32 protein-coding genes are annotated in these 25374 nt (G+C 68.5%); 10 read left to right on the top strand and 22 right to left on the bottom strand.

Features of this window, described 5'->3' with window-relative positions; translation table 11 throughout:
• The first annotated feature begins 17 nt into the window (after positions 1-17).
• Entirely contained in the window at positions 18-782 is a 765-nt protein-coding gene (locus tag ACIO3S_RS02000) for a DeoR/GlpR family DNA-binding transcription regulator (protein ID WP_400458855.1), read from the top strand.
• Here ACIO3S_RS02000 and ACIO3S_RS02005 read toward each other — a convergent pair.
• From ACIO3S_RS02005 to ACIO3S_RS02015, 3 genes are all read right to left on the bottom strand, one after another.
• Positions 741-1289 carry an AAA family ATPase gene (locus ACIO3S_RS02005; RefSeq protein WP_400458857.1) on the bottom strand — a complete coding sequence of 183 codons (549 nt, stop codon included), beginning with the start codon at positions 1287-1289 and terminating at the stop codon, positions 741-743. The two genes, ACIO3S_RS02000 and ACIO3S_RS02005, sit on opposite strands and share 42 nt — an antisense overlap.
• 5 nt (positions 1290-1294) lie before the next feature.
• The gene (locus tag ACIO3S_RS02010) at positions 1295-1771 is read right to left on the bottom strand and encodes a GNAT family N-acetyltransferase (protein ID WP_400458858.1); all 477 of its coding nucleotides are present in this window, start codon (positions 1769-1771) and stop codon (positions 1295-1297) included.
• Between the two features lie 62 nt (positions 1772-1833).
• Positions 1834-3075, bottom strand: a complete 1242-nt coding sequence (locus tag ACIO3S_RS02015; RefSeq protein ID WP_400458860.1) for a DUF222 domain-containing protein — start codon at positions 3073-3075, stop codon at positions 1834-1836.
• A 447-nt stretch (positions 3076-3522) separates the two neighbouring features.
• Here ACIO3S_RS02015 and arr point away from each other — a divergent pair, with 447 nt between their 5' ends.
• Positions 3523-3933 carry an NAD(+)--rifampin ADP-ribosyltransferase gene (gene arr, locus ACIO3S_RS02020; protein WP_400458862.1) on the top strand — a complete coding sequence of 137 codons (411 nt, stop codon included), beginning with the start codon at positions 3523-3525 and terminating at the stop codon, positions 3931-3933.
• 8 nt (positions 3934-3941) lie between these two features.
• On the opposite strand, the gene ACIO3S_RS02025 is transcribed toward arr, so the two are convergent.
• From ACIO3S_RS02025 to ACIO3S_RS02045, 5 genes are read right to left on the bottom strand one after another with little or no spacing between them, the layout of a single operon-like run.
• Positions 3942-4520 carry a DUF1349 domain-containing protein gene (locus ACIO3S_RS02025; protein ID WP_400458864.1) on the bottom strand — a complete coding sequence of 193 codons (579 nt, stop codon included), beginning with the start codon at positions 4518-4520 and terminating at the stop codon, positions 3942-3944.
• Between the two features lie 6 nt (positions 4521-4526).
• Positions 4527-4856, bottom strand: a complete 330-nt coding sequence (locus ACIO3S_RS02030; protein WP_400458865.1) for a nuclear transport factor 2 family protein — start codon at positions 4854-4856, stop codon at positions 4527-4529.
• Positions 4857-4891: 35 nt separating this feature from the next.
• The gene (locus ACIO3S_RS02035; protein WP_400458867.1) at positions 4892-5290 is read right to left on the bottom strand and encodes a low affinity iron permease family protein; all 399 of its coding nucleotides are present in this window, start codon (positions 5288-5290) and stop codon (positions 4892-4894) included.
• Positions 5291-5320: 30 nt separating this feature from the next.
• The gene (locus ACIO3S_RS02040; protein ID WP_400458869.1) at positions 5321-5650 is read right to left on the bottom strand and encodes a branched-chain amino acid transporter permease; all 330 of its coding nucleotides are present in this window, start codon (positions 5648-5650) and stop codon (positions 5321-5323) included.
• The gene (locus ACIO3S_RS02045) at positions 5643-6371 is read right to left on the bottom strand and encodes an AzlC family ABC transporter permease (RefSeq protein WP_400458871.1); all 729 of its coding nucleotides are present in this window, start codon (positions 6369-6371) and stop codon (positions 5643-5645) included. The genes ACIO3S_RS02040 and ACIO3S_RS02045 overlap by 8 nt, the downstream gene beginning before the upstream one ends.
• A gap of 63 nt (positions 6372-6434) precedes the next feature.
• On the opposite strand from ACIO3S_RS02045, the gene ACIO3S_RS02050 reads away from it, so the two are divergent.
• Positions 6435-6887, top strand: coding sequence for an Lrp/AsnC family transcriptional regulator (locus tag ACIO3S_RS02050; protein WP_350838185.1), 453 nt, complete (start codon positions 6435-6437; stop codon positions 6885-6887).
• A gap of 1 nt (position 6888) precedes the next feature.
• On the opposite strand, the gene ACIO3S_RS02055 is transcribed toward ACIO3S_RS02050, so the two are convergent.
• The gene (locus tag ACIO3S_RS02055; RefSeq protein ID WP_400458873.1) at positions 6889-7551 is read right to left on the bottom strand and encodes a TetR/AcrR family transcriptional regulator; all 663 of its coding nucleotides are present in this window, start codon (positions 7549-7551) and stop codon (positions 6889-6891) included.
• A 98-nt stretch (positions 7552-7649) separates the two neighbouring features.
• Between ACIO3S_RS02055 and ACIO3S_RS02060 the strand changes: the two genes are divergently transcribed.
• Positions 7650-8555 (top strand): SDR family NAD(P)-dependent oxidoreductase, encoded by a 906-nt coding sequence (locus ACIO3S_RS02060; protein WP_400458875.1) that lies wholly within the window; start codon positions 7650-7652, stop codon positions 8553-8555.
• Between the two features lie 22 nt (positions 8556-8577).
• Here the strand turns inward: ACIO3S_RS02060 and ACIO3S_RS02065 are convergent, their stop codons facing one another.
• Positions 8578-9366: a helix-turn-helix domain-containing protein gene (locus tag ACIO3S_RS02065; protein WP_400458876.1), complete on the bottom strand. Its 789-nt coding sequence runs from the start codon at positions 9364-9366 to the stop codon at positions 8578-8580.
• A gap of 117 nt (positions 9367-9483) precedes the next feature.
• Here ACIO3S_RS02065 and ACIO3S_RS02070 point away from each other — a divergent pair, with 117 nt between their 5' ends.
• Positions 9484-9837 (top strand): nuclear transport factor 2 family protein, encoded by a 354-nt coding sequence (locus ACIO3S_RS02070; protein WP_400458877.1) that lies wholly within the window; start codon positions 9484-9486, stop codon positions 9835-9837.
• Between the two features lie 2 nt (positions 9838-9839).
• On the opposite strand, the gene ACIO3S_RS02075 is transcribed toward ACIO3S_RS02070, so the two are convergent.
• A complete protein-coding gene (locus ACIO3S_RS02075) occupies positions 9840-10292 on the bottom strand; it encodes an Lrp/AsnC family transcriptional regulator (RefSeq protein WP_160024846.1) in 453 nt (150 codons plus the stop codon).
• Between the two features lie 104 nt (positions 10293-10396).
• Between ACIO3S_RS02075 and ACIO3S_RS02080 the strand changes: the two genes are divergently transcribed.
• Positions 10397-11341: an SMP-30/gluconolactonase/LRE family protein gene (locus tag ACIO3S_RS02080; RefSeq protein WP_400458879.1), complete on the top strand. Its 945-nt coding sequence runs from the start codon at positions 10397-10399 to the stop codon at positions 11339-11341.
• Between the two features lie 23 nt (positions 11342-11364).
• Here the strand turns inward: ACIO3S_RS02080 and ACIO3S_RS02085 are convergent, their stop codons facing one another.
• The 8 genes from ACIO3S_RS02085 to ACIO3S_RS02120 all read right to left on the bottom strand — a co-directional run bounded on the left by ACIO3S_RS02085 (position 11365) and on the right by ACIO3S_RS02120 (position 17391).
• Entirely contained in the window at positions 11365-12030 is a 666-nt protein-coding gene (locus ACIO3S_RS02085) for a hypothetical protein (RefSeq protein WP_400458881.1), read from the bottom strand.
• Between the two features lie 31 nt (positions 12031-12061).
• Positions 12062-12550 (bottom strand): hypothetical protein, encoded by a 489-nt coding sequence (locus ACIO3S_RS02090; RefSeq protein WP_400458883.1) that lies wholly within the window; start codon positions 12548-12550, stop codon positions 12062-12064.
• A gap of 54 nt (positions 12551-12604) precedes the next feature.
• Positions 12605-13063 (bottom strand): SRPBCC family protein, encoded by a 459-nt coding sequence (locus tag ACIO3S_RS02095; RefSeq protein WP_400458885.1) that lies wholly within the window; start codon positions 13061-13063, stop codon positions 12605-12607.
• 20 nt (positions 13064-13083) lie between these two features.
• A complete protein-coding gene (locus tag ACIO3S_RS02100; RefSeq protein ID WP_350838209.1) occupies positions 13084-13377 on the bottom strand; it encodes a DUF1330 domain-containing protein in 294 nt (97 codons plus the stop codon).
• A 180-nt stretch (positions 13378-13557) separates the two neighbouring features.
• Positions 13558-14373 (bottom strand): APH(3'') family aminoglycoside O-phosphotransferase, encoded by an 816-nt coding sequence (locus ACIO3S_RS02105; protein WP_400458887.1) that lies wholly within the window; start codon positions 14371-14373, stop codon positions 13558-13560.
• A gap of 37 nt (positions 14374-14410) precedes the next feature.
• Positions 14411-15484, bottom strand: a complete 1074-nt coding sequence (gene ychF, locus ACIO3S_RS02110; RefSeq protein WP_141803377.1) for a redox-regulated ATPase YchF — start codon at positions 15482-15484, stop codon at positions 14411-14413.
• 183 nt (positions 15485-15667) lie between these two features.
• Positions 15668-17035: a permease prefix domain 1-containing protein gene (locus tag ACIO3S_RS02115; protein ID WP_400458889.1), complete on the bottom strand. Its 1368-nt coding sequence runs from the start codon at positions 17033-17035 to the stop codon at positions 15668-15670.
• The gene (locus tag ACIO3S_RS02120) at positions 17032-17391 is read right to left on the bottom strand and encodes a PadR family transcriptional regulator (protein ID WP_400458890.1); all 360 of its coding nucleotides are present in this window, start codon (positions 17389-17391) and stop codon (positions 17032-17034) included. The genes ACIO3S_RS02115 and ACIO3S_RS02120 overlap by 4 nt, the downstream gene beginning before the upstream one ends.
• A 131-nt stretch (positions 17392-17522) precedes the next feature.
• On the opposite strand from ACIO3S_RS02120, the gene ACIO3S_RS02125 reads away from it, so the two are divergent.
• From ACIO3S_RS02125 to ACIO3S_RS02135, 3 genes are read left to right on the top strand one after another with little or no spacing between them, the layout of a single operon-like run.
• On the top strand, positions 17523-18041 hold the full coding sequence (locus ACIO3S_RS02125; RefSeq protein ID WP_400458891.1) for a PH domain-containing protein: 519 nt from the start codon (positions 17523-17525) through the stop codon (positions 18039-18041).
• Complete coding sequence (locus tag ACIO3S_RS02130; RefSeq protein WP_400458892.1) at positions 18038-19639, top strand: PH domain-containing protein; 1602 nt, start codon at positions 18038-18040, stop codon at positions 19637-19639. The genes ACIO3S_RS02125 and ACIO3S_RS02130 overlap by 4 nt, the downstream gene beginning before the upstream one ends.
• A gap of 40 nt (positions 19640-19679) precedes the next feature.
• Complete coding sequence (locus ACIO3S_RS02135; RefSeq protein WP_165112114.1) at positions 19680-20087, top strand: VOC family protein; 408 nt, start codon at positions 19680-19682, stop codon at positions 20085-20087.
• A gap of 2 nt (positions 20088-20089) precedes the next feature.
• On the opposite strand, the gene ACIO3S_RS02140 is transcribed toward ACIO3S_RS02135, so the two are convergent.
• Positions 20090-21142, bottom strand: coding sequence for a WD40/YVTN/BNR-like repeat-containing protein (locus tag ACIO3S_RS02140; RefSeq protein WP_400458893.1), 1053 nt, complete (start codon positions 21140-21142; stop codon positions 20090-20092).
• A gap of 243 nt (positions 21143-21385) precedes the next feature.
• Between ACIO3S_RS02140 and ACIO3S_RS02145 the strand changes: the two genes are divergently transcribed.
• Positions 21386-23233, top strand: coding sequence for a glycoside hydrolase family 3 protein (locus ACIO3S_RS02145; RefSeq protein WP_400458894.1), 1848 nt, complete (start codon positions 21386-21388; stop codon positions 23231-23233).
• Between the two features lie 65 nt (positions 23234-23298).
• On the opposite strand, the gene ACIO3S_RS02150 is transcribed toward ACIO3S_RS02145, so the two are convergent.
• Both ACIO3S_RS02150 and ACIO3S_RS02155 read right to left on the bottom strand, forming a co-directional pair.
• Positions 23299-24102, bottom strand: coding sequence for a M57 family metalloprotease (locus ACIO3S_RS02150; RefSeq protein WP_400458895.1), 804 nt, complete (start codon positions 24100-24102; stop codon positions 23299-23301).
• A 165-nt stretch (positions 24103-24267) separates the two neighbouring features.
• Positions 24268-25356 (bottom strand): ABC transporter substrate-binding protein, encoded by a 1089-nt coding sequence (locus ACIO3S_RS02155; RefSeq protein ID WP_400458896.1) that lies wholly within the window; start codon positions 25354-25356, stop codon positions 24268-24270.
• Positions 25357-25374: the final 18 nt, after the last annotated feature.

Here is a 25374-nt window from a genome sequence, read left to right on the forward strand (position 1 = left end):
AACAGAAAGGAACGTGCATGCTCGTTGGACAGCGCCGCGCTCATCTTCTGCGCATTCTGGATGAAACAGGCAAGATCGTGGCCAAGGACGTCGCCGTCGACCTGGGCGTCTCCGAGGACAGCATCCGCCGCGATCTGCGCGACCTGGCCGCGGAAGGTCTGTGCCAGCGCGTCTACGGTGGTGCGCTCCCCGTCTCCCCGGCGGTCGTCGACTACACCACCCGCCACAGCGTCGAGCCCGGCGGAAAGCGTGCGGTAGCAGCCACGGCCGCCGGCCTCGTACGTCCCGGAAGCACGCTCATCCTGGACGGAGGCACCACCGCGCTCGCCGTCGCGGAGGCACTTCCCCGAGACGTGGAGTGCACCGTCATCACCAACAGCCCGACCGTCGCCTCGGCCCTCCTGCAGCACCCGAGCGCCGACCTGTTCCTCCTCGGTGGCACGGTCTTCAAGCACTCCGCCGTCGCCTGTGGCGCCGTAGCCGTCGAAGCAGCCCAGAACGTCTCCGCCGACCTCTGCCTCATCGGCGTCACCGGCGTCCACCCCGAGGCCGGCCTCACCACCGGCGACGCCGAGGACGCCGCCATGAAACGCGCCCTCGCCGCGCGTGCGGCCGAGACGTACGTCCTCGCCTCCTCGGAGAAGATCGGCACCGCCTCCCCCTACCGGGTGCTCCCCTGGGGTCAGGTCACCGGCATCATCACCGACGCCAGCCCGACCGATGGTGTGATCAAGCAGCTGTCAGCACTCGACGTCGAGATCCTGCACGCCGGCGTTCTCTAGGAACCGTTCGACGTCCCGCCTCGAGCGGAGCCGCACGAACCGCAGGTGAGAATGGCGCGGATCGGCCATCGCGGCCTCATAACGCTTCACCTGCGGAGCATACGAGTCCCACGCCCAGCGGATCACCGAGTCGCTCGGATCCCAGAGACGAAGACCGCCCCAACCCTCGCGGTTGCCGTTCCAGAGCTCCTCACGCCTCGCGGCTCTCCGCAACGTACGCAGGATGACCTGCACCATCACCCGCCACCGCGGCGGGTTCACCCACACGACGAGCTCCGCCGGTCCCCACACCAGGGTGCCGACCTTGCTCTGATAGTTCCCGTCGATGACCCAGGCTTCACCGCGGGTCGCCTCGCGGACCCTGTCCACGAACACGTCGTGCTCTTCCTCGACCCATCCCGGCCGCCAATGAATCGCGTCGAGCTCGACGTACCGGACCCCAAGAGTCTCCGCCAGCCTCCGGGCGACCGTCGACTTACCCGAACCCGAGGATCCGACCACCGACACCCGCATCAGACTGTCTTCGTCATGAACACACGGCGGTAGCCATCCTCGACGACGTACCCGGTCTCCTCATACCCCAACCGCGCATAGAGCCGCCGGTTCTCGGTCATCGCCTCATGCGTGTAGAGCTCGACGTACGCCGCGCCGCCGGCCATCGCGCGGGACTCGACGTGAGCGATCAGTGCTCGTCCGATCCCCCGCCCCTGATGACCAGGCGCCACCGCGAGGTTCTCCAACAGCACCCCGGCATCCCCTGGATGCCTCGTGACCGCGTATCCGGCAACATCGCCATCAGCCATCGCCACCCAGACCTCGGCGGACTCGATCGCCTCTTCGTAGTCCGCCCCCATCGGCCCAGGCTCGAGCCCGATCCGCTCCACATACCTCGCGTACGCCGCCAGCGCGATCTCCTTCAGCCTTGGGGCGTCCGCCGGCTCCGCGCGTCTGATGCCTTCGGGGTTCGGCCCGATCGGGATGACGCTCATGGTGGCAACCGTACGACGCACAGGCCCTTCACACCCTCGGCTCAGCTGAGGTCGGCCGGGGTCTATGTGCGTCGGGTGAATCGGATGTCGCCGTTGGGGAGGCGTTCGTGGAGGTACTCCGGGTCGTGGGCGCGGTGGTGGTGATGGGAGCAGAGCAGGGCGGCGTTGTCGAGGTCGGTGGCCCCGCCTTGGGCCCATTCGATCCAGTGGTGGGCTTCGGCCCAGGTGCCGGGGATGTCGCAGCCCTCGGCCTCGCAGGTCGCTGACCTGAGCAGGAGCGCACGGCGTTGGGCGGCGGTGAAGAACCGTTCCTTGCGGCCGAGGTCGAGGACCTCGGAGGCGCCGCCGAGGACGGCGGGGATGATGCCTGCGGTGCAGGCCAGGCGGCGGGCTTGGGCGGCGGTGATCGGGCTGCCGCCGATGATCTGGGCGATGCCGGCCTCTTTGCGGAGCTGGTCGAGGTCGATGGTCACGATCACCGTGGTCGCATCCCCGCCGTGGATCGGCAGCCGGGCCGGGTCAATCGTCTCCAGCATCTGACAGAACGCGCGTCCCAGGCGGCGGTCGTAGGGCAGGTACTCGCCGGTCTCGGTGCGGATGCCGTCATCGCGTCGGGGTGAGGCGAAGGCCCCCAGGGTGGTGGCGAGCCGGTCCGCGGCTGCATCCGGGACCACCGCCGTGATCCGGGTGGTGCCATCTCCGAGGCGCCGCATACTGAGTCGGGTCTTCTTGCGGGCGTGGGCTTCCTCGGCCGCAAGGCGTCGGGCTTCTTCGGCTTCGGCGACCTCCGGGGCGATGACATCGAGGATCCGCCGCCCCAGGCGACGGAGTTGGGTGGGGTCGAACCGGGCCGCGTAAGCGACCAAGGCCTCTTCGGCCTTGGTCTTGATCTCGGGGTCGAGGTCGGCGGGGAGGTCGTCGAGGGCGTCGACGATCACCCGGGCTTGGGCCGGGTTGCAGTCCCCGGCCCGCATCGCGGCCGCCACCAGCCCATAGGAGCGGTCCAGTGCCTGGGCCAGTCGGAGGTCGGCGCGCAGTGCTTCGGGGCGCTGGTGGGTGTGGTGATGCAGCCACGCCGCCACATCCCGCGCCGCGCTCTCGGCGGCCACGTCATCGGCGGTGGCGAGCACCCGGAGCTCGAGCTCAGCCAACTGCGCCTTCGCGCGAGCGATCTCGAGCAGCGTGGTGGCCTTCTGATCGGCGGCCATGAACGAGGGGTTCCCTTCCGCGACGCCCTCGAGCGATGCAGTGACCGCGACCACGGCCCCCAGCACAGGGTGCTGGGGCTGCTGCAGCATGGTCATCGACACGGTCACCTCCCGACGTACGAACTCAAGGGTTTCTGCCTGTGCAGAATCCCGGTTGGTTCGCTGGTCTCGGAGGCCCGGCAGTACGGGCTATTACTTACCCTCGCAGCTCAGCGTGCACGCCCCTGGTTCCCCTGGATTACCCCACCCCCGTTGTGTCTCGGATGGATAGGGCACGCCTCTTTCGAGGTGGTCGGCCTTCACGTTTACGCCTGCGCCGAGCCTACCACACAAGACAAAACCAAGCCACGGAAAAAGTCGCAAAACCCAATCAGGGACAGATATCCCAACCAAAACCCAGACCGCTGCCGGAAGCCCGCAAGACACCCGAATGGCACCCACCCAGACACCCTGCTTCTAAATCCCCCAACCCAGACAACGTATTGGCCCCACCCACGCTGGAACCCAAGCACGAATACCCCAGCCCTCAGATAGCCTCCAACCATGACTGAGCCGCTGGACGACGGGCCGTTCTACCACGGCACAAAGGCCGATCTGCGCGAAGGAGATCTACTCACCCCCGGCTTCCGGTCGAACTACAAGCCCGAGGTGGTGATGAACCACATCTACTTCACCGCGCTCCCCGACGGCGCCGGCCTAGCCGCCGAGATCGCCCCCGGCGACGGCGAGCCACGGGTCTATCTCGTCGAGCCGACCGGAGAGTACGAGAACGACCCCAACGTCACGGACAAGAAGTTCCCCGGCAACCCGACCCGCTCCTACCGCAGCAAGGCACCGCTCCGGATCGTCTCCGAGGTCCACGACTGGACCCGGCTGACGCCTGAAGCCTTGCAGATGTGGCGCGACCGCCTCGCTGCGATCCGGACCGACGAACGGGCCGAGATCATCAACTAGGGCGACGATCAGTGCAGGGCGGCATCCGCCGCAGTCGTACGCCAGGCGTGGAAGGCGATCGTGAGCCCTGCCCGCGTGGGCGCACAGGTGAACGGCCCGGCCTCGGCGACGAACTCCGGAGCGAATGGAACGAGTCGGACGAGCTGAAGAGAGCCTCCGTCGACCGCGGCTCGGATGGTGAGCGCGTCACCGGATCGACTGACCCGCATGTGGACCTTGCGGTCGCGCCAGTCGGGCACCGGCGCCAGTGACCAGTCGGAGGTGCCGTCGGTGACGACGGCACCGAGCTGAGGACGACCGTCGGCGTACTCGACGCCCGCCTTGACCCAGTGCGTCTCGCTGACGCGTACGAAGATCCCGGCCTGGTCGAACTGCTGCGAGAACGCCGCCGTGAACTCGACCTCGAAAGCGGTGTCCTGGTCGAAGGGAGCCAGCAGGGCGTGCTCGCTGTCGTGGACGAACCCGTAGGAGGTCGTACGCCACGCGTCGCTCCCCTCGGCGGCAGTGACGAGCAGGTCGGAGCCGCGCTCGACAGCGGCGACGGGCGGATGGGTCCAGCGCCCGCTCCCCCAGCGGATCGAGGTCAAGGCGGGTCAGCCCTCGCGAATGGTCATCGTGGTGATCCGGTCGCCGTCGACGTCGAAGACGAACTTCGAGCGGCCGTTGGCATGGGTGGAGCGCCAGTCGCCGATCACGGTCACCGTGCCGTCCTCGGCCTCGACCTCCTCGACGGCGAGGGTCCCCTGAGCGCCGATGAACTCGTTGTCGCTCCACCCCTTGATCTGCTCTCGTCCGGTGAAGACGCGGCCCCAGTCGTCGACAGCTCCACCCTCGGTGAAGGCGTCGAGGAACGCGGACTCGTCATGCCTGTTGACGGCCTCGATGAAGGCGGCGACCGGCTCAGGAATCGTCTGCTCTGTCATGTGCACTCCTTCTCAGCAGGTGGTCTCGGGAGTATTCAGTGTCGCTCCTCGAGCCCCACGGCCTCGCGCAGGATCCGTACCGAGTCGGCAAGGTCCTCGTCGTCGCGGGCCCGGGACTCCATGAGATCAGAGAGGGCCGAGGCGATCACGTTGAGCTTCTCGTGGGAGGCCTCCTCCGAGCGCCGCCCGGCGTTCTGGAGCAGCACCAGCAACAGCAGCGAGAGGACCGACGAACCCGTGTGCACGGCCAGCTCCCACTTGGTGCTCGAGGACCAGAAGGGGAAGCTCACCGCCCACACCAGCAGGACGGCCACGATCACATAGAAGAAGGGAGCATGGCTGACCACAGAGGTGACCACCTCCACGAAGCGTTCGAACCCGTTCCGTCCGTCGCCTCGCTGACGAGACTTCCTGGCACTGTTCTCTACGGTCATGCGGACACCGTAGTCCCCGATCGCTGATGATCAGGCCGCGATGGCCGAGGTCATCAGAACGTACGCTGCCGTGCCGGCGAAGATGCTCAGCGTCATGCTGCCTCGCCACAGGTGCAGCCCGATCGTGATCGCGAGGGCGAGGGCGGCCGGTCCGGCAGAGGCCAGGACGGCAGGGTCGGTGTCACGGAGGGTGTACGCGGCGAGGATGACCATCACGCCGACGGGCATCCGGTCGCCGATGTAGGCCAGCAGCGCGCTGTGCCGCAGCGGAGCGAGCATCGCGAACGGAGCCGCGCGAAGGGTCCAGGTGACGGCCGCGGAGACGAGGACGGCGGACAGGACGTACCAGGGATCAGCCACGCCTGCTCCTACCGGCAGCCAGGACGTACGAGCAGACCAGCGCGGCACAGAACATGCCCATCGCGATCAGCAGCATGTTGTCGCGCGAGATCAGCGCCGCGACGATCGCGCAGCCCAGGGCAAGCACTGAGATCGGCACCGACCTCCGGACCTTGTACGCCTCGATCCCCAGCACCACGAACAGCGCGGTGACCGCGAAGTCGAGGCCGACCACCTGCGGCGGGATCAGCGATCCCAGCCCGGCGCCGGCAGCCACGCAGAGCACCCACGCCAGGTGGAAGAACGCCTGGATGCTGACGATCCTGGTCCGCGACCACTCGGCCGCCTCCGGCGTCGCGGTGAGCGCGTACGCCTCGTCGGTCAGCGCGAAGGTGCTGTAGGCCTTCCACCCACGGCCGCGCACCCGGTGCATCGGGAACGTGATGGCGTAGAAGACGTGCCGGAAGTTCACCAGCAGCGTGCTGACGGCGATCTGCGCCAGCGGCGCGGCGGCGGCAAGGAGGCCGACCAGCAGGAACTCCATGGAGCCGGCGAACACGACCGCGCCGAGCACCGGCGCCCACCACCAGGCGAGCCCGGACTGGACCACCAGTACGCCGAGCGCGAGCCCGAGCGGGACGACGGCGACACACGCGGGAAGCACTGTCCTCCACCCGGCGGCGACCTCCTCGCGGGTCCCCGCGAGCTCCCGGTGCGCCGTCTCCATCTCCATCACTTGCATGCCGCAAGCCTAGGAAAGTTCTGACGTCCTTGGGTTGCCCATTGGCGATGCTAAAGTGCCGCTGTGCGCAATGATCATGCGATTGACGACCTGGATCGAGCAATCATTGCCGAGCTCGAGGATGACGCCCGGCTGAGCAACGCCGAGCTCGCCCGACGGGTCGGGCTCACCCCGGCGCCATGCCTGCGCCGGGTGCAGCGACTGGAGCGCGACGGCGTGATCAAGGGCTACCACGCCAGCATCGACCCGAAGAGCGGCGGACGCGGGTTCGAGGTCATCGTTGCCATCGACATCGCCGTCAACGACGGCAAGACCATCGAGGACTTCGAGACCGCCGCCGTCGCCGTCCCCGAGGTCACCGAGATGCGACGCATGCTCGGCCAGCCGGACTACTACCTGCGCGTCCAGGTCGCCGACCCCGATGCGTACGAAGCCCTCATCGTCGGGACGATCTCCCGGCTGCCCGCAGTGAACAGACTGCTCTCGCACCAGACCATGCGGCTGATCAAGGGGTAGGTCAGCGTGGCAGCACGCCCACGAGCGCCGCGGTGAACGAGGTGCGCAGGGCGTCGTGCAGATCCAGATGCAGTACGCCGAGGTCCGGCTCGTCCGCATAGGCGGCGAGGACGCTGGGCGGCGGCGGGACGTACGCCGCCAGGGCGCCCGCCGAGATCAGGCTCATCATGCAGAACGTCTGGGCACCGTCGCCGAGCTCGGGCAGGTGGCGGCGTACGAGGTCGAGCATGGTCACGAGGTGCGTGTGGGTGGAGCGCTTGTGACGCTTGACGACCTCGACCGAGACGTTGTGCTCGAGGACGCCACCCTGCGCGCCGAAGAGGTCGCAGAGCACCATCCGCCCCGACAGCGACCGGCTGAGGACCTCAGCCAGCTGGTCCGCCCGCACCTCCGGTGACGCCTCGGCCTGGACACCCGCAGCCAGCTCCTCGGCCAGCTCCTCGAGCCACGCTCCCAAGAAGTCGTCCAGCAGCTCGAGCAGCACCGCCTCACGCGACTCGAAGTAGCGCAGCACGTTCGACTTGGCCAGCCCCACCCGCCGGCTGAGCTCGTTGAGACTCACCTCGGCCACCGGCATCTCGTCGAGCATCGCCGCCGCGGTGTCCAGGATCGCCCGGCGGCGGATCTCTCGTTGCTCGTCGCTTCGTGCCCGCTGGAATGTCACCGCCCCAGACTAACTTAAAGACCGCCGGTCCCTTGACATCAGACCACTGGTCTCTTAAGTTGGTTGTAACAGACCGATGGTTCTTTAGGGAGCGGACAATGAGCAACACCTGGACTGATCAGCACATCCCCGACCAGCACGGCCGAGTGGCGATCGTGACCGGCGCCAACACCGGCCTCGGCTTCGAGACCGCCCGGATGCTCGCCGAGCACGGCGCCCACGTGGTCCTGGCCGTCCGCGACGTCGAGAAGGGGAAGCAGGCCGCCGCGCGCATCGGCGGCGACGTCTCCGTTCAGGTCCTCGACCTGACCTCTCTGGAGTCGATCCGATCGGCTGCGGCCGACCTTCGCGCCGCCCATCCGCGGATCGACCTCCTGATCAACAACGCCGGCGTGATGTACACGCCGAAGCAGACCACCGAGGACGGCTTCGAACTGCAGTTCGGCACCAACCACCTGGGCCACTTCGCCTTCACCGGGCTGCTGCTGGACCGCCTCCTCCCCGTCCCCGGGTCCCGGGTCGTCACCGTCAGCAGCATCGGTCACCGCATCCGGGCCGACATCCACTTCGACGACCTTCAGTGGGAGCGCTCCTACAGCCGCGTCGCGGCGTACGGCCAGGCCAAGCTCGCCAACCTGATGTTCACCTACGAGCTTCAGCGCCGGCTCGCACCGCACGGCACCACGGTCGCGGTGGCCGCTCATCCCGGCGGGTCCAACACCGAGCTCGCCCGCAACACCCCCGCCGCGCTTCGGGTGCCCTTCACCTGGCTCGCACCGCTGATCGCCCAGCCGGCCGAGATGGGCGCCCTGCCCACGCTGCGCGCCGCCACCGACCCCGCCGTCATCGGCGGCCAGTACTACGGGCCCGGCGGCCGGGGCGAGGTCCGCGGACATCCGAAGCTGGTGACCTCCAGCCCGTTCTCCTACGACCTGCAGACCCAGCAGCGGCTCTGGACCGTCTCCGAGGAGCTCACCGGCGTACGCATGCCCCTCGACAGCTGAGCCGCACGCGCCATCCGACTGGTCACCGGCTGAGCAGCTGTCGCGTCCGGTCGTCGGCGGGGACGAAGGTCTCCAGATGGAGGCCGTTGAGAGTGACGTCCGAGGCGTTCTCGATCTGGCTGGCGACGCTGAAGAAGCGCAGCGCGTGGCCGCCCGCGTCGATCTCCAGCGGGACGACCGGGTCGGCCAGCGGCCGGACGGACGGCTCGTCGCCGGAGTGGTAGGCGGTGACCTCGTCGCGGAGAGCGACCAGGGCCGGGTCACCGCCTGTGTGGGTGATGCGGCGGCCGAGCTGGTGGAGCAGGTGGGCTCGCCAGACGGGCAGATTGCGGATACGCGGGGCGAGTCCTCGCGGATGCAGGCAGAGCCGGATCACGTTCAGCGGAGGCTCGAGCAGGCTGGCGTCACAGCCGTCGAGCAGTCCGTCGACGGGCTGGTTGGCATCGACGATGTCCCAGTGCTCGTCGAGGAGCAGAGCCGGGTACGGCGCGTGGGCGTCCAACAGGCTGCGGAGCCCGGCCATCACCGGCGCGAGCGCGTCGTCATCGGTGGCACGGTGCGGATAGCGAGGGGCGAAGCCCCCGGCGAGCAGGAGCCGGTTCTGCTCGGCCATGGGCACCCGCATCACCTCGGCCAGCCGGACGATCATCTCCGGTGTCGGCCGGGAGCGACCGTTCTCGACGTAGCTCACGTGCCGGGTGCTCACCTCGGCCTGCGTGGCGAGCGCGAGCTGGCTCAAGGACCGCAGCTCGCGCCACCGGCGCAGCTCGCTGCCGACCGACGCTGACGGTGACGTCGCGGTTGAGATCACGGCCCGAGGCTAGCCAACCCTGGATTCCGAGGGCCATGACCTCGGAGGTTATCGACCGGCGCACCGACCAGCGGCGACCCTTCTCCTGGCAACCCGATCCGAGAGAAGGAAGACACCATGAACGACATCGTGACGCGCTACCTGGACACCTGGAACGCCACCGACGAGTCGGTGCTCACCGAGCTGCTGGCCGAGCACTGGTCCGACGACTGCGTCTACGTGGACCCGCTCGCCGACGTGCAGGGCCGCGAGGCCGTCGGGGCGACCATCCAGGCCGTACGCGCGCAGTTCCCGGACTTCGTGTTCACGCCCGTGGGGACCGTCGACACCCACCACCAGCAGGCCCGGTTCCAGTGGGGTCTGGGACCGGCCGGCGCGGAGCCGGTCGTCATCGGCTTCGACGTGGTCGTCGTCGACGCCGACCAGCGGATCCGTGACGTACGCGGCTTCCTGGACAAGGTGCCCGCCTGACATCAGGCTTGGTCCGCGACCACCGGCGAGAGCGGCCGCTCGAAGAAGGTCTCCAGGACGACCGTCGCCTGCGTTCCGCTGACGCCCTCGATGGCGTAGATCCGGCGCAGCACGTCCTGCAGCTGCTCGGTGGTCGCGGTCCTCACCTTCACCAGCACGGAGGCGCTGCCCGCGATGATGTGGGCCTCCACGATCTCCGGGAGCGCGGCGAACGCTTCCGCCGACTCTCCCATCCACGACGTGGAGTCGACCATGACGTACGCCAGCACCGAGCTGCCCACGGCGGCCGGGTCCACGTCGGCGGTGGTGCGCCGGATGACGCCACTCTCACGCAGCTTGCGTACGCGCTCGTGAGCCGCGCCCGCGGAGAGGCCGACCGCTTGGCCCAGCGCAGCATAGGACTGGGTGGCGTCGCTCTGAAGCTCGGCCAGCAGCTCGCGATCGATCTGGTCCACAGGTTCTCCGTTCAGAAATGTCTTGCGCTGACCATATCTGATCTTGCAGTCTTCATCTCAGGCCGATTCAGATTCGGCGTTCTGGAAACTGAGGAGTGGACTCCATGAGCAGCGATCGCCCTGGGCTGTACGAGATGCTCGATGACCGGTTCCGCGCCGGACGGTGCATGAACGGCGACGAGGCGCTGGAGGTCCTCTTCACCGGGTGCCGTTGGGCTGAGGGGCCGATCTACGTGCCCGCCTGGCGTCAGGTGGTCTGGAGCGACATCCCCAACGACCGGATGCTGCGCTGGGACGAGGAGACCGGAGACGTGAGCGTCTTCCGCCGCACCGCCGGGCACACCAACGGCAACACCCTCGACCGCGAGGGCCGGCTGATCACCTGCGAACAGGGCAACCGCCGGGTCACCAGGACCGAGCACGACGGCACGATCGCGGTGCTGGCCGAGCACTGGCAGGGCAAGCGCCTGAACAGCCCCAACGACGCGACCGTGAAGTCAGACGGCTCGATCTGGTTCTCCGACCCAGACTTCGGCATCACCAGCGACTACGAGGGCTACCGCGCCGAGAGCGAGATCGGCTCCAACAACGTCTACCGGATCGACCCCGCAAGCGGCGAGGTCCGCCTGGTCGCGGACTGCTTCGGCGCCCCGAACGGGCTGGTCTTCTCCCCCGACGAGCGCCAGCTCTTCGTCTCCGACACCCGTGCCGGCAAGATCTGGGTCTTCGACGTACGTGATGACGGCACTCTCGCCGAGGGCGAGGTCTTCGCCGACGCCGGAGCCCGCGACGACGCCCGCTTCGACAACCTCCGCTTCGACGACGGCGGCCGCCTCTGGGTCGCCGCGATGGACGACGGCGTGCACTGCTACGACCCCGACGGCACCCTCATCGGCCGCCTGAACGTCCCCGAGACCGTCGCCAACATCTCCTGGGGCGGCGCCAAGCGCAACCGCCTCTTCATCACCGCCGAGACCAGCCTGTACTCGGTCGTCATGGGCGTCACCGGCACCCACCCGACCGGCCCCGGACGCCCGCCCTGGCTGTAGCGCGGCGACTTCATGGCTCCACGTCACTCGGGGCCGATGGAGTCGGCCGCCTCGATCCGGTGTGCGTGCCGCACCGACACCGCACCGGCGTACCCCTCGACGAAACCGACCACCACGTCGTACTCATCCCCCGCGGTGGAGCGCAGGGTGAGCATCCAGGAGTTGTCGGCCGCGTGGTGCTCCTCCGCACGGAGCGACAGGGCGTCCGGGTCCACGGCGTACGCCGTCGCGGCCGCGCGCAGTGTGCGCTGGACCGCCGACTCCCGCGAGGTCGGCGTCCGCTCCGGCTGGCCGACCACCTCCATCACGTCACGAAAGGCGCGGGCCACACCGTCGTACGATGCCTCTGAGACGGCCGTGGTCCGAGGCCCGGTGTTCACCAGCAGCCCGATCTCGAGGGCGCCCGGACTGGCGCCCCAGCTGGTGTGCCATCGGTGCTGGTGCAGCGAGTAGTGCCGTCGCGCGTCGGCTCCGGCGTACAGGACTGGCTCCAGCGCGGCGAGGATCTCCTGATCGTCGAGTACATCCTCGCCTCCCCCGCCGTCCGGCTCCGGGACCGACAGGTCGAGCAGGTACTGCCGGTCCACCTGGTCGTCCGGGCTGGCCCGATAGCCGACCTGGACCCGCACCGAGTCCACCCGGCCGAGAGTCAGCAGCGAACGCGAGTCATCGATCGCACGGTTGGTCATCTCTCCAGAATTCTCCTGGTCCCCACCAGGGTCAAGCACCATACCGTGCGCCGAGAGCTTCGCGAAGCTGTCTCGAGGCGGACCGCGGGGTAGCGCCCGCCCGCCAGATGGCGAGTAGCAGATCCGCCCGTGGCCGGCTCGGCTCGGTCCAGCTCGGCCCGAGTCCTGCCTGGCGGAGCACGTCGATCAGGTCGTCATCGGCTGCCGTACGCGCTTCGGCCCAGGCCAGTGCGTACGCCTCATCGACCCGGTTCAAGGTCGTCTCGGTCTCTACGATCGCAGGCGCCACCGCGACCACGGCCCGGGACTCCTGTCGGTGACGCAGGAACGCGATGAGGAAGTAGACCAAGGCACCTGCCCAGCTGAAGACCAGCACCATCACGATGTCGAGGACGTCCAGCCCATTCATGCGCCCCCGGGCAGAGACACTGCGGACGATCAGGACCAGCGCGACGATCGTCGGCACCCACCACATCGCCACAAGCGCGACGATCAACATCACCTCAACCTGGCCAACCATCGCAGCTCCACTCCGTCAGCCGAGACCTCGGCCGAGCCTAGCGGTGGCCAGCCGTCAGACGTCAGGCGCAGAGAGGGCGTCGACCAACCACGCGTTCCGTTGCTCCAGCAGCTTCGTCATGTACCGAGTCAGCACGAGTGCGTTCACGAACCGACCGACCGGTCCAGCAGGCGACTCGAATTCCACGACATCCGTCATCAGGGTGCCACCAGAGACTGGTTCGAATCGGTGCCCGTGCCACCACCGCCGAAACGGGCCGGACTCCTGCTCGTCCACGAATCGGTACGGAGCGTCGTACTGACTGATCACCGAGGTCATCGTGAACGGGACCCCGAAATGTCGGGCGTGCCAGGTCACCGAGTCGCCGAGACGCATCGCGCCCGAGGTGACACCGGCGATCGCGCGCTCACCCGAGTCGGACATCGACGACTGGTGCGCGTCCACGGACAAGCTCAGCTCAAAGCACCGCTCCGGCGTCGCCTGAACTTCAGTGGTGAGCTCGAGCCGTGGCACCTGAAGATCCCGGACTTCGGTCAGTCCATACCTTCGATGATGCGGAAGTCGCGCTCGACACCGTCGGAGAGGGCGGCCAGCGCCTCCTGGTACGCCGCGCTCTCGTGCGCCGCGACGGCCTGCTCGAAGCTGTCGAACTCGATCAGGACGGTGCGCTCGGCGATTCCGGAGTCGTGCGCCACGACCCGACTGCCACGGCTGAGGACCCGACCGCCCCCGGCCTTGACGGCCTGCGGGGCCAGCTTGTTGTAAGCGGCCAGCTTCTCAGGGTCTGAAATGTTGCGATAGGCGCTGACCCAGTAGCCCTTGGGCATGGAACCTCCAGTGTTGGGTTGAGGCGGCGGCATGTCGTGCCCGCTCAGTATCGCTTACGCGGACCACGCCGCCGGCCTCCGCTCATGAGGTGCGGTATTCGCCGAACCGAGCGGAGCCAGGTTCGAGGGGCAGCCGCAGGGCCCACCAGTCCACTGATCATGCGGCTGTCGCCTGATCGTTCAGCCAGGCCAGGTCAGTGGGTCGAGACGCAGATAGAAGCGCCGACGCTCGGCGTCGAGACGGAATCCATACAACTCGGCGAACTCACGATCGGCCTGGGAAGCGGTGGCCTCATCACGCCACGTTTCGCGAGCATTCTCAAGCAATAGGGCGATGTCCGCGTACGGGTCCGCACGACCGAGCCGCCCCAGATCGATCAGTCCAGATACGCGCATCGTGTCCGGGTCCACGAGGATGTTCGGAAGGCAGAGGTCGCCGTGGCACACGACAGGTGAGGTGCGTTCTTGAAACGTACGCTGCGGCAGCTCGTCCTCGATCCCGTCGAGGATCGTCGCCGGCGGCACCTGCTGCAGCGCTACCGGCAGGAACTCAGCCTGGACTCGACCCGCGGCGACCACCTCCCGTGCGAGCGGCACCATCACCCCGAGCCCCCTGTCGAAGGGACACGCCTCCACAGGCAGGCCGTGCAGCGTACGAACGATCGCGGCGATGCTCGGCCAGGCGCGTCGAAGCGCATCAGCATCCAGCTGGTCTGCCGAGACGCCGGCCACCGCACTGGTGATCAGGCACGCGCCATCGTCCGTCGCCCGCCAGTCGAGCACGGAGGCGACGGGGAGGCCTGCCTCGCCGAGCCAGGTGATCCGATCGCGTTCCGCAGCCAGGTCCTGCGCCGCCGCAGCGGGAACGACCTTCGCATAGCGCTCCGCCTCACGGTCATGAAGCACCGTGGCACCGGACTCTCCGCCGGCTACCGGCGACCACTCCGCGTCGTCGGCCGACAACAGCCCCGACGCGATCAGACGGTCGATCGTCATGACGCGAGTATCTCCGCGGAGGCTCGGTCCCGGAGGCTCAGACGTTGAAACGGAACTCGACCACGTCGCCGTCGGCCATGACGTAGTCCTTGCCCTCCATGCGGACCTTGCCGAGGTCACGGGCCTTGGCTACGGAGCCGGCGGAGATGAGGTCGTCGTAGGAGACGATCTCGGCCTTGATGAAGCCCTTCTGGAAGTCGGTGTGGATGACACCGGCTGCTTCGGGGGCGGTGGCGCCCTTGGGGATCTCCCAGGCGCGTACTTCCTTGGGGCCGGCGGTGAGGTAGGTCTGCAGGCCGAGGGTGTCGAAGCCGACGCGGGCCAGGATGTCCAGGCCGGGCTCCTCGACGCCGGCGTCGGCCAGGAACTCGCGGGCCTCGTCCTCGTCGAGCTCGACGAGTTCGGACTCGAACTTCGCGTCCAAGAAGATCGCCTCGGCGGGGGCGACCAGCTCGCGCATGGAGTCCTTCAGGGCCTCGTCGGCGAGCTCGTCGGAGTCGCAGTTGAAGACGAAGATGTAGGGCTTGGCGGTGAGCAGCATCAGGTCGCGGATCAGCGCGCGGTCGATCTTCGTGGCGATGATTGGGGTGCCGGCCTCGAGGGCCTCCTTGGCCTCGACCGCGGCGGCGAGGTTCGCCTTGAGGTCAGGAGCCTTGCGCGACTCCTTCTCCAGCCGCGGGATCGCCTTCTCGACCGTCTCCAGGTCGGCCAGGATCAGCTCGGTCTGGATGGTGGAGATGTCGTTGGCGGGCTCGACCTTGCCGTCGACGTGGGTGACGTCGTCGTCGCGGAAGACCCGGGTGACCTGGCAGATCGCGTCGGACTCACGGATGTGGGAGAGGAACTTGTTGCCCAGGCCCTCACCCTGCGAGGCGCCGCGCACGATGCCGGCGATGTCGACGAACTGCACCGTGGCCGGCAGCAGCTTCTGGGACCCGTAGATCTTCGCCAGCTCGGCCAGCCGCTCGTCGGGAACCCCGACGACACCGACGTTGGGCTCGATGGTGGCGAACGGGTAGTTCGCCGCGAGTACGTCGTTCTTGGTCAGAGCGTTGAAGAGGGTCGACTTGCCCGCGTTGGGAAGTCCCACGATGCCGATGGTGAGTGCCACGATCGACAATCCTAGGGTCGTACGCCGACCACGGCCGAAACGCGGACGGGGCTGCAGCGGCCTTCTGCGCCGAACCCGGCCGGATCGTCGACCGGTATCGCCGGCGCGCTCCCGCGACACTCCTTCGACTGAAGCCCCTCGGTCATCGCCGCGCACAAGGCGCGGCGATGACACCCGGGCGCGTCAGTCGAACGAGAAGAGGACCGGGAAGGCCACGACCACGACCGCCGCCCACAGGCCGTAGACCGGCAGATAGCGGGTCTGCCAGCGCTCCACGTCGTGGAACGTTCCGGTGCGGCGTACAAAACGCAGGGTGAGCCAACCGGTCCAGGCGAGGTGCGCCAGCAGGATCAGGTTGAGGCCGAGGGCCGCGGTCTTGTTGGCGGTCCAGCCGAACTCCGCGATCCGGGTCAGCATCGCGCTCAGCGCGATCGCATCGACAGCGAGGGCGGCCACGACCAACGCGAGCTGGATCCAGTCGAAGACGCCGGCGGGTTCCATCGGGTTGTGGGCGGAGATGGAGTAGAGCAGCAGGGCCACGACCAAGATCAGCACCGCGTCCATCAGGATGAGCAGGTTGCGGTCGACCGCGTCGAAGGAGTCGCCGAGGACCATCACCGCGAACATCGCCACCAGCATCACCAGTGCCAGCGGTGTGAAGACCTTGGTGAGCACCGGGGCGATGTTCTCGACCACGTTCATCTTCACCTCGACCAGCCAGGCCGCGACCATGATCGCGCCGGGGACACCGAAGGGAAGGATCCAGTCCTCCAGGTAGGGCTCGAGGTCGAAGCCGGCCAGGTTCCACACCCCGACGCTGAGCCCGATCAACACTCCGGCGCCGGCCTGGATGAGCGCGAGATACATCGCCAGCTCGCCGGTGAACCTCACGAAATCCATCCGACGGCCGTGGGAGCGCCAGTTGCCGCCGGCGTACGCCACCGCGGTGAGCAGCCACAGCACCACCGGCGTGTGGATGACCACGAGCACGGCGGTCATGCCCGGATCCTCGCCCGCGCCGGGCACCGGCGACATCTCGAACGGGTAGAGGTTGACCACGAGCACGAGCGCGGCAGCCACCGCCGTGAGGACTGCAGCCACGCGCCAGGAGACCCGGCGCTTGTACGCCATCCAGCCGGCCACGGCCGGGACCAGCACGAACGCGACGTTGCGGATGAACGCGAACTCGTCCAAGGACTCGATGAGGATCTTGAGCGCGACGCCGGCCAGCAGCGCCACGCCGATCACGATGCCGAGGTCGCGCCAGCGCGACCCGACGACGCCGGCACCCGGCTCCGGGATCAGCACCAGCTGTCGCCACAGCCGCTCGGAGTGCTCGCGGGCAAACTCCCGGGAGACGTCGTCGAGGTTGCCCATCCGCTTGACCGCGACCAGGAACGCCTCGTCCTCGGCGAGACCCCCGTCGGTGAGATCAGCGATCTGGTGGCGGAGATGGTCCTCCATCTCGACGACGTCGTCGGTGGCCAGGGCGGGCCGGCGAGCCACGAAGCCGCGCCACTGATCGATCTGTGCCTCCAGGTCCAGACTCATGCCAGCCCCTCCGCGACCGGGGGCGTGCCGAAGCTGCGCCACACGTTGTCCAAGGTGTCGGCGACCACCTGCCACTGACGTTGCCGGTCGGCGAGCGCTTGGTGGCCGGTGTCGGTGATCGCGTAGTGCTTGCGCCGGCGGCCGCTCTCCGATCGTCCCCAGCTTGCGTCGACGTAGCCGAGTCGCTCTAGACGATGCAGCAGCGGGTAGAGCATCCCGTCGGTCCACTCCATCCGGCCGCCGGAGAGCTCCGCGACCCGTTTGCCGATGGCATAGCCGTACGACTCGCCCTCGGCCAGGATGCCGAGCACGAGCGGGGTCGCCGAGGCGGCGACCAGATCCTTGTCGATGCGCATGCGCACCCGCCTCCCATACCTAGCTCTTCTAGGCATTAACCCTAGCTGTTCTAGGGGTGCGCTGCCGCCGTCTGCACCGAATCTGCACATATCCGACGGTAAAGACCGACCACCCAATAGGCTCGCGTCCCGTGAACGCCCCCGACGCACCACAGCGACTGCGCGAACCCGCACATCAGGTCTCCGAGCGCGCGCCGGCGTACTGGCGTACGGCGGAGGCGATCGGCGCCGTGATCTGGCTGGCGCTCGCGGTGGGTGCGATCGTGGCGGCGGTGCTCGTCCCGGCGGGCTTCTGGACGTGGATCCTCTGGCTCGTCGCCGTCGTCTTCGTCCTGGCGCCGGTGCCGGGACTGACCTTCGTGCCCTCGATCCGGTTCCGGATCCACCGGTGGGAGGTGACCGACATCGCCGTCCACGTACGCCACGGGTGGCTCACCGTCATCGACGAGATCGTGCCGCTCTCCCGGGTGCAGACGGTCGACTCGACCCAGGGGCCGCTGATGCGGCGGTTCGGGCTGCGTACGGTCAAGGTCTCCACCGCCTCCTCGGCGGGCATCGTCCAGATCGCCTGCCTCGACGACGCGCTCGCGCTCGAGGTCGTCGCGAAGCTGGTGGCGATCACTGCGGCGACGCCTGAGGACGCGACGTGAGCACACCCGAGGTCCCTGACGTCCCCGAGGCCCCCGAGGTCCCTGACGCTCCTGTCGTTCCTGATGCGGAGTGGCAGCGGCTGGCGGGGTGGACCGCGGTCGTCAGCCCGCTCTCGACGCTGCGTCAGGCGATCATCCCGGCCGCGGTCGGTGCCTTCGGTGCCGGGCAGGCGAACGTGTTCATCGGTCTGCTGGTCGCGGTCGGCATCGCGGTGGTCGCGGCCCTGGCCGGCATGGTCCCGTGGCTGACCACGAGCTATCGGGTGACACCGACGCATCTGGAGGTGCGCAAGGGGCTGCTCAACCGGACCACCCTGACCGCCCGGCTCGACCGGGTGCGGAGCGTCGATCTGAGCTCGACCCTCATCCACCGTGCGCTCGGGGTCACCAAGGTCAATGTCGGCACCGGGGTCGACGAGGGCCAGATCACCCTCGACTCGCTCACCAAGGACGCCGCCGCCCGGCTGCGGCGCGAGCTCCTGCACGTGGCCCCCGCGCCATCCGCGCCATCCACGCCTGACGTGCCCGCAGCCGAAGGCTCCTCGCCGGAGACCACGCCCGTCGCGGCCTCGCCCGAAGGCGAGATCATCGCCAAGCTCGACTGGTCCTGGATCAGGTACGCCCCGCTCAACCTCAGGAACCTCGCGATCGCGCTCGGCGGTCTGGGCGCGCTCTTCGGTGCGTTCTCCGACCTCATCCCGTGGGAGTCCTTCGGTGTCCGGGTGACCAACGGCGAGGTCAACGGCGTCCCTGTCGACGAGTTCGTACGCATGCTGTTCATCGCCGTGCCGATCGCGATCGTCGGGGCCGCCGCGGTGTGGGCGATCGGGTCGTGCGTGGGCTACGCGGTGCGCTGGTGGGACCTCCAGGTCGTACGCGAGCAGGGCCGGGAGGGCACCACGCTGCGGCGCAGCTTCGGCCTGACCAGCACCCGCGCGACGACGGTGGAAGAGGCGAAGGTACGCGGCGCCACCTCCACCGTCGGCCCGCTGATCGGCCTGGCCGGCGGGGCCGACCTGAACCTGCTGACGACCGGGCTCAACGACAACTTCCCCGCGGTCTTGCCGACGGCCCCGGAGCAGGTCGTCTCCGAGGTCGGCACCGACATCCTCGGCGAGGACGCGTTCTCGGCGGCGCTCACCGGACACGGGCCGCGGCCACGCCGGCGCTACTGGTTCCGAGCGGTCGTCGCCACCGTCGTATGGACGCTCGTCGCGCTCGTCCCGACCGTGCTGATCGGCGTCTTCGGCGACATCTGGCTCTGGTGGATCCCGGTCGCCATGCTGGTGGTGGCCCTCGTTCTCGGGCTGCTCGGTGCCGAGCTGCGCCACCGCCACCTCGGCCACGCGCTCACCGATCGCTACCTGGTCGTCCGCTCAGGCTCCTACACCGCCGTGCGCACCGCGCTGCAGACCGACGGCATCATCGGCTGGCGGGTCAGGCAGACGTTCTTCGACCGCCGCATCGGCCTGGCCCAGGTCACCGCGATGACCGCGGCCGGCCATGAGCACGTCGACATCCCGGACGTGCCGCTCGAGACGGCCGTCGCCGTGGCGACGGCGGCCACGCCGCGTACGGTCTCGGAGTTCGTCGAATAACCCGTTCCGCGTCGGGCGGGCTTCGGTGGATGATCCGGCCATGACAATCCAGATCCGCCATCTCACCTTCGACTGTGCCGACCCCCGCAAGCTCGGGGAGTTCTGGTCGGCGGTCACCGGCTGGCACCTCTTCTACGACGAGGACCCCGAGGTGATCGTCGCCCGCAGCTTCCCCTCGAAGGAGCTGATGTTCCTCTTCGTCCCGGTGCCCGAGGCGAAGTCGGCGAAGAACCGGGTCCACATCGACATCAAGCCGGAGGACACCACCCGCGACGAGCTCGTCGAGCGCGCGCTCTCGCTCGGCGCCACCGTCTTCGGCGACCACCGCAAGGAGGACGGGACCGGCTTCGTCGCGCTCCGGGACCCCGAGGGCAACGAGTTCTGCATCGAGCGCGGCGAGCACGAGATGGCCTCGAGCGGACCGATGACGATCGGGCTCAAGATCTGAGCTCAGCGAGCGAGCACCCCGACCCGCCCGCCCGCACCGGCGGCCCAGCAGACACCCTGGGCGCAGTCGACGGTGTGGAACCGGGTCTGGGTGGCGCCGAACGGCTTCCAGGAACGGCCGTTGTCATGGCTGATGTCGCTGCCGTTGGGGCCGACGGCGATCGCCGTGCGGCCACCGCTCCAGGCGACCGCTTCACGGTATCCGCCCAGGTCGGAGTCGGAGTTGGTCCAGGTGTGGCCGCCATCGGTGGAGTAGGCGGCGCGGTCGACGCCGTCGTCCTCGAGGCCGAAGTCGCCACCGACCGCGATGCCCTGGCGAGGGTTGCGGAACCCGAGCCCGAAGACACCGGCGGCCTCACCGGTCGCGATCGTGGAGTCGGCAGCGGACCAGGAACGACCGCCGTCGTGGGTGGCGTAGATCTTCGCGGCCGCGCCGCCACCGCCGATCCAGGCGTCGCGCGCCCCCGCGGTGACCAGGCAGGTCCCGCTGGCCGAGTAGCCGAACTCGCCCGGCGCCTCCAGGCCGCGCGTGTCCGCGATCGTCCAGGTGTCGCCGCCGTCGGCGGTCGTGATGATGCGCCACTCACCGTCGACCGGGTCGCTCATCGCGATCCCGCGCTTGCCGCCGGGCCAGAAGTCGACGCAGTTGTAGAACGCGGTCGGCTCCGCGGACCGGAACGTCTCGGTCCAGGTCGCTCCGCCGTCGACGGTCTTGTAGATCCGGCTCGCCTCACCCTCACCGATGGAGAGCACCACCGCCTCGCTCGCCGAGCGTGCCTCGACATCGCGGAAGAGCAGCCCGTCGGATCCCGGCGGCGAGACCTCGTCCCAGGTCCGGCCGCCATCGGTCGTACGGAACGCTCCCCCGCCGTCCCCGCCGACCCACGCGGTCTCCGCGTCGACGGCGTCCAGCGCCCGGAACCCCTGGGTCGTATCCACGTTCACAGACGTCCAGTCGTACGCACCCCCTGGCTGCACAGCCTGCGCCGCCGGCGCGAACGTGAGGGTGGTGAGAGCGAGAGTGGCCGCCGCTGCGGCTCCGACAACGATGCGCACGAAGGTTCACCCTGGCCCTGCCGGGCCGTTCTGTCCACCGATCCGGCAAAACTCGTCCGCCGAATCGGCAGCAATGGCAGGCGAATCTGCAGTTGTGGACGACGAAAGTCGAGTTTCGTCCTCCACAAGTCCAGATTCGGCGGGCCAGATGTGCGGACTCGGGAATTTTCTTCCGTGACCGGTTGGTAGCCCCTAGAGTGAATCGCCGTGCCGCGTACCAGCGGTGCAGATGGGGAGGTTGTCATGAGCAGAACGACACTGACCAGACGCGGAAGGTTGGCGGCTGCGGGACTCGCGGCCGCGGTGGCGGTTGCCACGCCGTACGCAGCAACCCACGCCGCAGAGCCGGATCCGCCCGCGACGACCACCGCCAAGACACCGACGCAGCACGGCCAGATCGTCTCCCTGATGCGCCACATGTCGCTGCAGCAGAAGATCGGCCAGCTCTTCGTGATCGAGGTCTACGGACGCGACGCCAACAACGTCAGCGACACGGCGAAGGCCGGCAACCAGAAGCTCTACGGGGTGGACACCCCGGCTCAGGCGATCACCAAGTACCAGCCCGGCGGGGTCATCTACTTCACGACCCGCGGCCCCGACAACATCGGTGACGCGGCCCAGGTGGCGACACTCTCCAACGGCCTCCAGCGAGCCGCGCTGCAGCAGCGGCCCAAGATCCCGCTCAACATCGCGGTCGACCAGGAGGGCGGCGCGCTCGTGGCCCGCTTCGGCCCGGCCAGCGGCGCGACCCAGATGCCCGGCCAGATGGCGCTCGGCGCCGGCGGCTCGACCGAGGACGCAGCCCGGTCCGCCGAGGTGATCGGCACCGAGCTGGCCGCGGTCGGGGTCACCCAGGACTACGCGCCCGTCGCCGACGTCAACCTCAACCCCAACAACCCGGTCATCGGGATCCGCAGCGCCGGGGCCGACTCGGCGGCGGTCTCCGACATCGTCGAGGCCGAGGTCGGCGGCTTCGACGACGGTGACCTCTCCTCGATCGCCAAGCACTTCCCGGGTCACGGCGACACCGGCACCGACAGCCACTACGGCCTGCCCGAGGTGACCCACAGCCGCGAGGAGCTCGAGGCGATCGACCTGCCGCCGTTCAAGGCGGCGATCGACGCCGGGATCGACGCGATCATGACCGCCCACGTGACCGTGCCCGCGATCGACCCGAGCGGCGAGCCGGCCACCATGTCCGAGCCGATCCTCACCGGCCTGCTCCGCGAGGAGATGGGCTTCGACGGCCTGATCGTGACCGATGCGCTCGACATGCAGGGCGCCAGCGCGACGTACCCGCCCGACGTCGCCCCGGTCGAGGCCTTCCTCGCCGGCGCCGACCAACTGCTGATCCCGCCGCAGATGGACACGGCGTACGCCGCGGTCCTCGACGCCGTCAAGGACGGCACCATCTCGCGCCAGCGGCTCGACGAGTCGGTCTACCGGATCTTGGAGCACAAGCTCGAGAACAAGATCTTCGAGAGTCCGTACGTCGACGTGGCGGCCGCCCCGACGGTCTTCAGCAACCCGGTGCACAAGGCCGACGCCCAGGCGATCTCCGACCGCACCACCACGCTGGTGAAGAACGACGACGACCTGCTGCCGCTGGCGCCCGGGGCGAAGAACGTCCTGGTCGCGGGCTGGGGCGTGGACACGACGGCGGGCATCGCGGCCGGGCTGCAGAAGCGCGGCGCGACGACCCAGGTGCTGCAGTCGGGCACCACCCCGACCGACGCGCAGATCGATGCCGCGGTCGCCGCTGCCGCGGGCAAGGATCTGGTGGTGGTGCCGACCAACAACGCCTGGCAGATCAACCCGGCGACCGGTCAGCCGACCCCGGCGTCCGTGGCCCAGACCAAGCTGGTCAAGGCGCTGCTCGCCACCGACACCCCGGTGATCGTGACCGCGATGCGCAACCCCTACGACGTCACCTCCTTCCCCGAGGCGGCGACGGTGCTCGACACCTACGGCTACACCTCCCACCAGCTCGAGTCGCTGGTTCGGGTGCTCTACGGCGAGGTGAACCCGAGCGGCAGGCTTCCGGTGGAGATCCCCGATCTCTTCCCGCTCGGTCACGGGCTGTCCTACTAGTCACCACATGACGGCGGCCCTCCCGGAAACCGGGAGGGCCGCCGTCGTGCGTGCGTACTGGAGGATCAGGAGCCGTACAGCGCCCGGATCCCGGCCGCGTCGGAGGCCTGGAACTCCAGGTCCTCCGAGCCACCGTTGCACTGCGGGTAGTGCATGATCGAGGAGGAGTCGTACGGGGTCAGCGCACGCCAGTTGTTGTCCTCGAAGCAGGTCGCCGCCTCCGGGCGGGTGTGCTCGTGACGGAACCCGAGGGCGTGACCGAGCTCGTGCGCGAGGATGTCACCCGGCTCCCAGTTGCCCGACGAGAAGATCGAGTCGTCGATGAGCACGTTGCGCGAGCGCTTCGAGGTCGAGGGGAAGAACGCCCGCGCGATGTACTGCGACGTGCTGACCGGCTCGACCGAGAAGAGCACGTTGGAGTTGCGGGTGTTGCACGAGCCGTCCTGGGCGGGGACGTAGGTGAACTCGACCGCCGAGCTCGCCGCCTCCCACAGGCCGGCACCCTGGTCCATCGCCGAGACGATGCCTGCCTTGTTGGTGCCGAACTTGTTCGAGACGCAGTAGGTCAGGTTGAGCGCCTGCGAGGCCGACCACTTGTCGTCCCGGCCGCTGACGGTGTTGACGATGAGGCCGTCCTCCGGGACGTGCTTCGGCGTCGAGACCATCGACTCGTAGAACTTGTGCAGGTCGCCCTGGTTGGACACGACCTCGTCGCCGTTGACGATGTACTGACCGCCGACGTCGACGTACGTGGACGCCTCGAACTCCTGGTAGCTCGGCGCCTCCTCGGCGAATGCGGGAACCATCGACGCAGTCAGCGCTGCGGCACCCGCAGCCGCGGCGATCATCATGGGAATACGAACTCGCATAGCTCTTCCTCCTGGAAATGTGAGCGGCCGCCCGAGATAGGGCACCCCGAGGGCCACAGGAGATTCAAGCGTTACGACCCCGCATACGGCATAGAAACTTCGGTCAAATTCCCGTTGAGCAGGCAAAAGTTTCGAACGAAACTCATACGTTTGCCACCGGTCGCATCACGGAGCGGGCCAGATCACCTTGTCGCTGTCGTCGACGACGGCCTCCGCGAAGGAGGTGTCGAACCAGGAGGCGGCCTGCTCGGGCGTGACGTTCTGCCCGGCGTACGCAGTGACGACCCCGGCCAGCGCTGCGACGTTGTCGGGGTCGACCGAGCCGAACTTGTCCGGGAGCGGGTTGTCGGCCGCGACCGCGACCTCGGTGCGCCAGATGGCCGTCTCGTGCTTCTCGTCGGACTCGGCCCCGGCCAGGTCGTGCTGGTAGCCGATGCACTCCTCGACGTGGTCCGCGGAGGCGCAGTAGGTGTAGGCCTTGAAGACGGCCCGGAGGAAGTCCTCGACGGCGGTGGGGTGCTTCTCGGCCCAGGCGGGGTTGACGGAGTAGGCGCCGAGGGATCCGGGCACGTCGAAGTCGGTCGGCTCCCAGACCGTGACATCCTCGCCCGCCTCCTTCAGCTGGTTGGGCTCGTTGGAGACGAACCCGACCAGTGCGTCGACCTGGCCGCGCGGCAGCACGCCGGGGTCGTAGCCGACCTTGACCTGCTTCACCTTCGCCATGTCCACGCCGGCTTCGGCGAGCATCGCCTGTACGCCGACCGGCACCCAGCCCTTGTGGCCGAGCGTCTTGCCCTCGAGCTGCTTCAGGTCGGTGATCGAGGTGCCGGTCATCAGCACGTCGAGACCCGCGTTGGAGTAGGACGAGACGCCGAGCACCTTGAGGCCGCTCGCGTTGGAGGTCATGATGTCCTGCTCGGAGAGCGGCCCGACCTGCACCTTCCCGGCGGCGATCAGCTTGGCGTTCTGGGAGACGTCGCCCGAGCCCGGTTGGAGCTCGACGTCGAGGCAGAGGTCGTTGAAGTAGCCGAGCCGATCTGCGGCGATGGCCTCCATGATCGAGGCCGACGCCTGCCAGTAGTAGCCCGACATGTAGGTGATCTTCCCGGCCTTCTCGTTCTGCTCGCAGCGCTCGGCCGAGACCGCGCTCCCCTGCTCGCCGGCGGAGTTCTGCGAGGACCCGCAGGCGGTCAGCGCACCGAGCAGGACGACCGCCGACGTGAGGGCAGCAGCGATCGGACGTACGCGAGACATGAAGGGCTCCTTCACTCG

Source organism: Nocardioides sp. NPDC087217 (genome assembly GCF_044744805.1).
Classification (GTDB): Bacteria; Actinomycetota; Actinomycetes; order Propionibacteriales; family Nocardioidaceae; genus Nocardioides.

Excerpts from the sequence above, each read along its gene's own strand:
- ACIO3S_RS02000 (WP_400458855.1), top strand. The coding sequence starts at position 18 with ATGCTCGTTGGACAGCGCCGCGCTCATCTTCTGCGCATTCTGGATGAA.
- ACIO3S_RS02010 (WP_400458858.1), bottom strand. The coding sequence starts at position 1,771 with ATGAGCGTCATCCCGATCGGGCCGAACCCCGAAGGCATCAGACGCGCG.
- ACIO3S_RS02015 (WP_400458860.1), bottom strand. The coding sequence starts at position 3,075 with ATGACCATGCTGCAGCAGCCCCAGCACCCTGTGCTGGGGGCCGTGGTC.
- arr (WP_400458862.1), top strand. The coding sequence starts at position 3,523 with ATGACTGAGCCGCTGGACGACGGGCCGTTCTACCACGGCACAAAGGCC.
- ACIO3S_RS02030 (WP_400458865.1), bottom strand. The coding sequence starts at position 4,856 with ATGACAGAGCAGACGATTCCTGAGCCGGTCGCCGCCTTCATCGAGGCC.
- ACIO3S_RS02035 (WP_400458867.1), bottom strand. The coding sequence starts at position 5,290 with ATGACCGTAGAGAACAGTGCCAGGAAGTCTCGTCAGCGAGGCGACGGA.
- ACIO3S_RS02045 (WP_400458871.1), bottom strand. The coding sequence starts at position 6,371 with ATGCAAGTGATGGAGATGGAGACGGCGCACCGGGAGCTCGCGGGGACC.
- ACIO3S_RS02060 (WP_400458875.1), top strand. The coding sequence starts at position 7,650 with ATGAGCAACACCTGGACTGATCAGCACATCCCCGACCAGCACGGCCGA.
- ACIO3S_RS02070 (WP_400458877.1), top strand. The coding sequence starts at position 9,484 with ATGAACGACATCGTGACGCGCTACCTGGACACCTGGAACGCCACCGAC.
- ACIO3S_RS02080 (WP_400458879.1), top strand. The coding sequence starts at position 10,397 with ATGAGCAGCGATCGCCCTGGGCTGTACGAGATGCTCGATGACCGGTTC.
- ACIO3S_RS02085 (WP_400458881.1), bottom strand. The coding sequence starts at position 12,030 with ATGACCAACCGTGCGATCGATGACTCGCGTTCGCTGCTGACTCTCGGC.
- ACIO3S_RS02090 (WP_400458883.1), bottom strand. The coding sequence starts at position 12,550 with ATGGTTGGCCAGGTTGAGGTGATGTTGATCGTCGCGCTTGTGGCGATG.
- ACIO3S_RS02100 (WP_350838209.1), bottom strand. The coding sequence starts at position 13,377 with ATGCCCAAGGGCTACTGGGTCAGCGCCTATCGCAACATTTCAGACCCT.
- ACIO3S_RS02105 (WP_400458887.1), bottom strand. The coding sequence starts at position 14,373 with ATGACGATCGACCGTCTGATCGCGTCGGGGCTGTTGTCGGCCGACGAC.
- ACIO3S_RS02115 (WP_400458889.1), bottom strand. The coding sequence starts at position 17,035 with ATGAGTCTGGACCTGGAGGCACAGATCGATCAGTGGCGCGGCTTCGTG.
- ACIO3S_RS02120 (WP_400458890.1), bottom strand. The coding sequence starts at position 17,391 with ATGCGCATCGACAAGGATCTGGTCGCCGCCTCGGCGACCCCGCTCGTG.
- ACIO3S_RS02135 (WP_165112114.1), top strand. The coding sequence starts at position 19,680 with ATGACAATCCAGATCCGCCATCTCACCTTCGACTGTGCCGACCCCCGC.
- ACIO3S_RS02145 (WP_400458894.1), top strand. The coding sequence starts at position 21,386 with ATGAGCAGAACGACACTGACCAGACGCGGAAGGTTGGCGGCTGCGGGA.
- ACIO3S_RS02150 (WP_400458895.1), bottom strand. The coding sequence starts at position 24,102 with ATGCGAGTTCGTATTCCCATGATGATCGCCGCGGCTGCGGGTGCCGCA.
- ACIO3S_RS02155 (WP_400458896.1), bottom strand. The coding sequence starts at position 25,356 with ATGTCTCGCGTACGTCCGATCGCTGCTGCCCTCACGTCGGCGGTCGTC.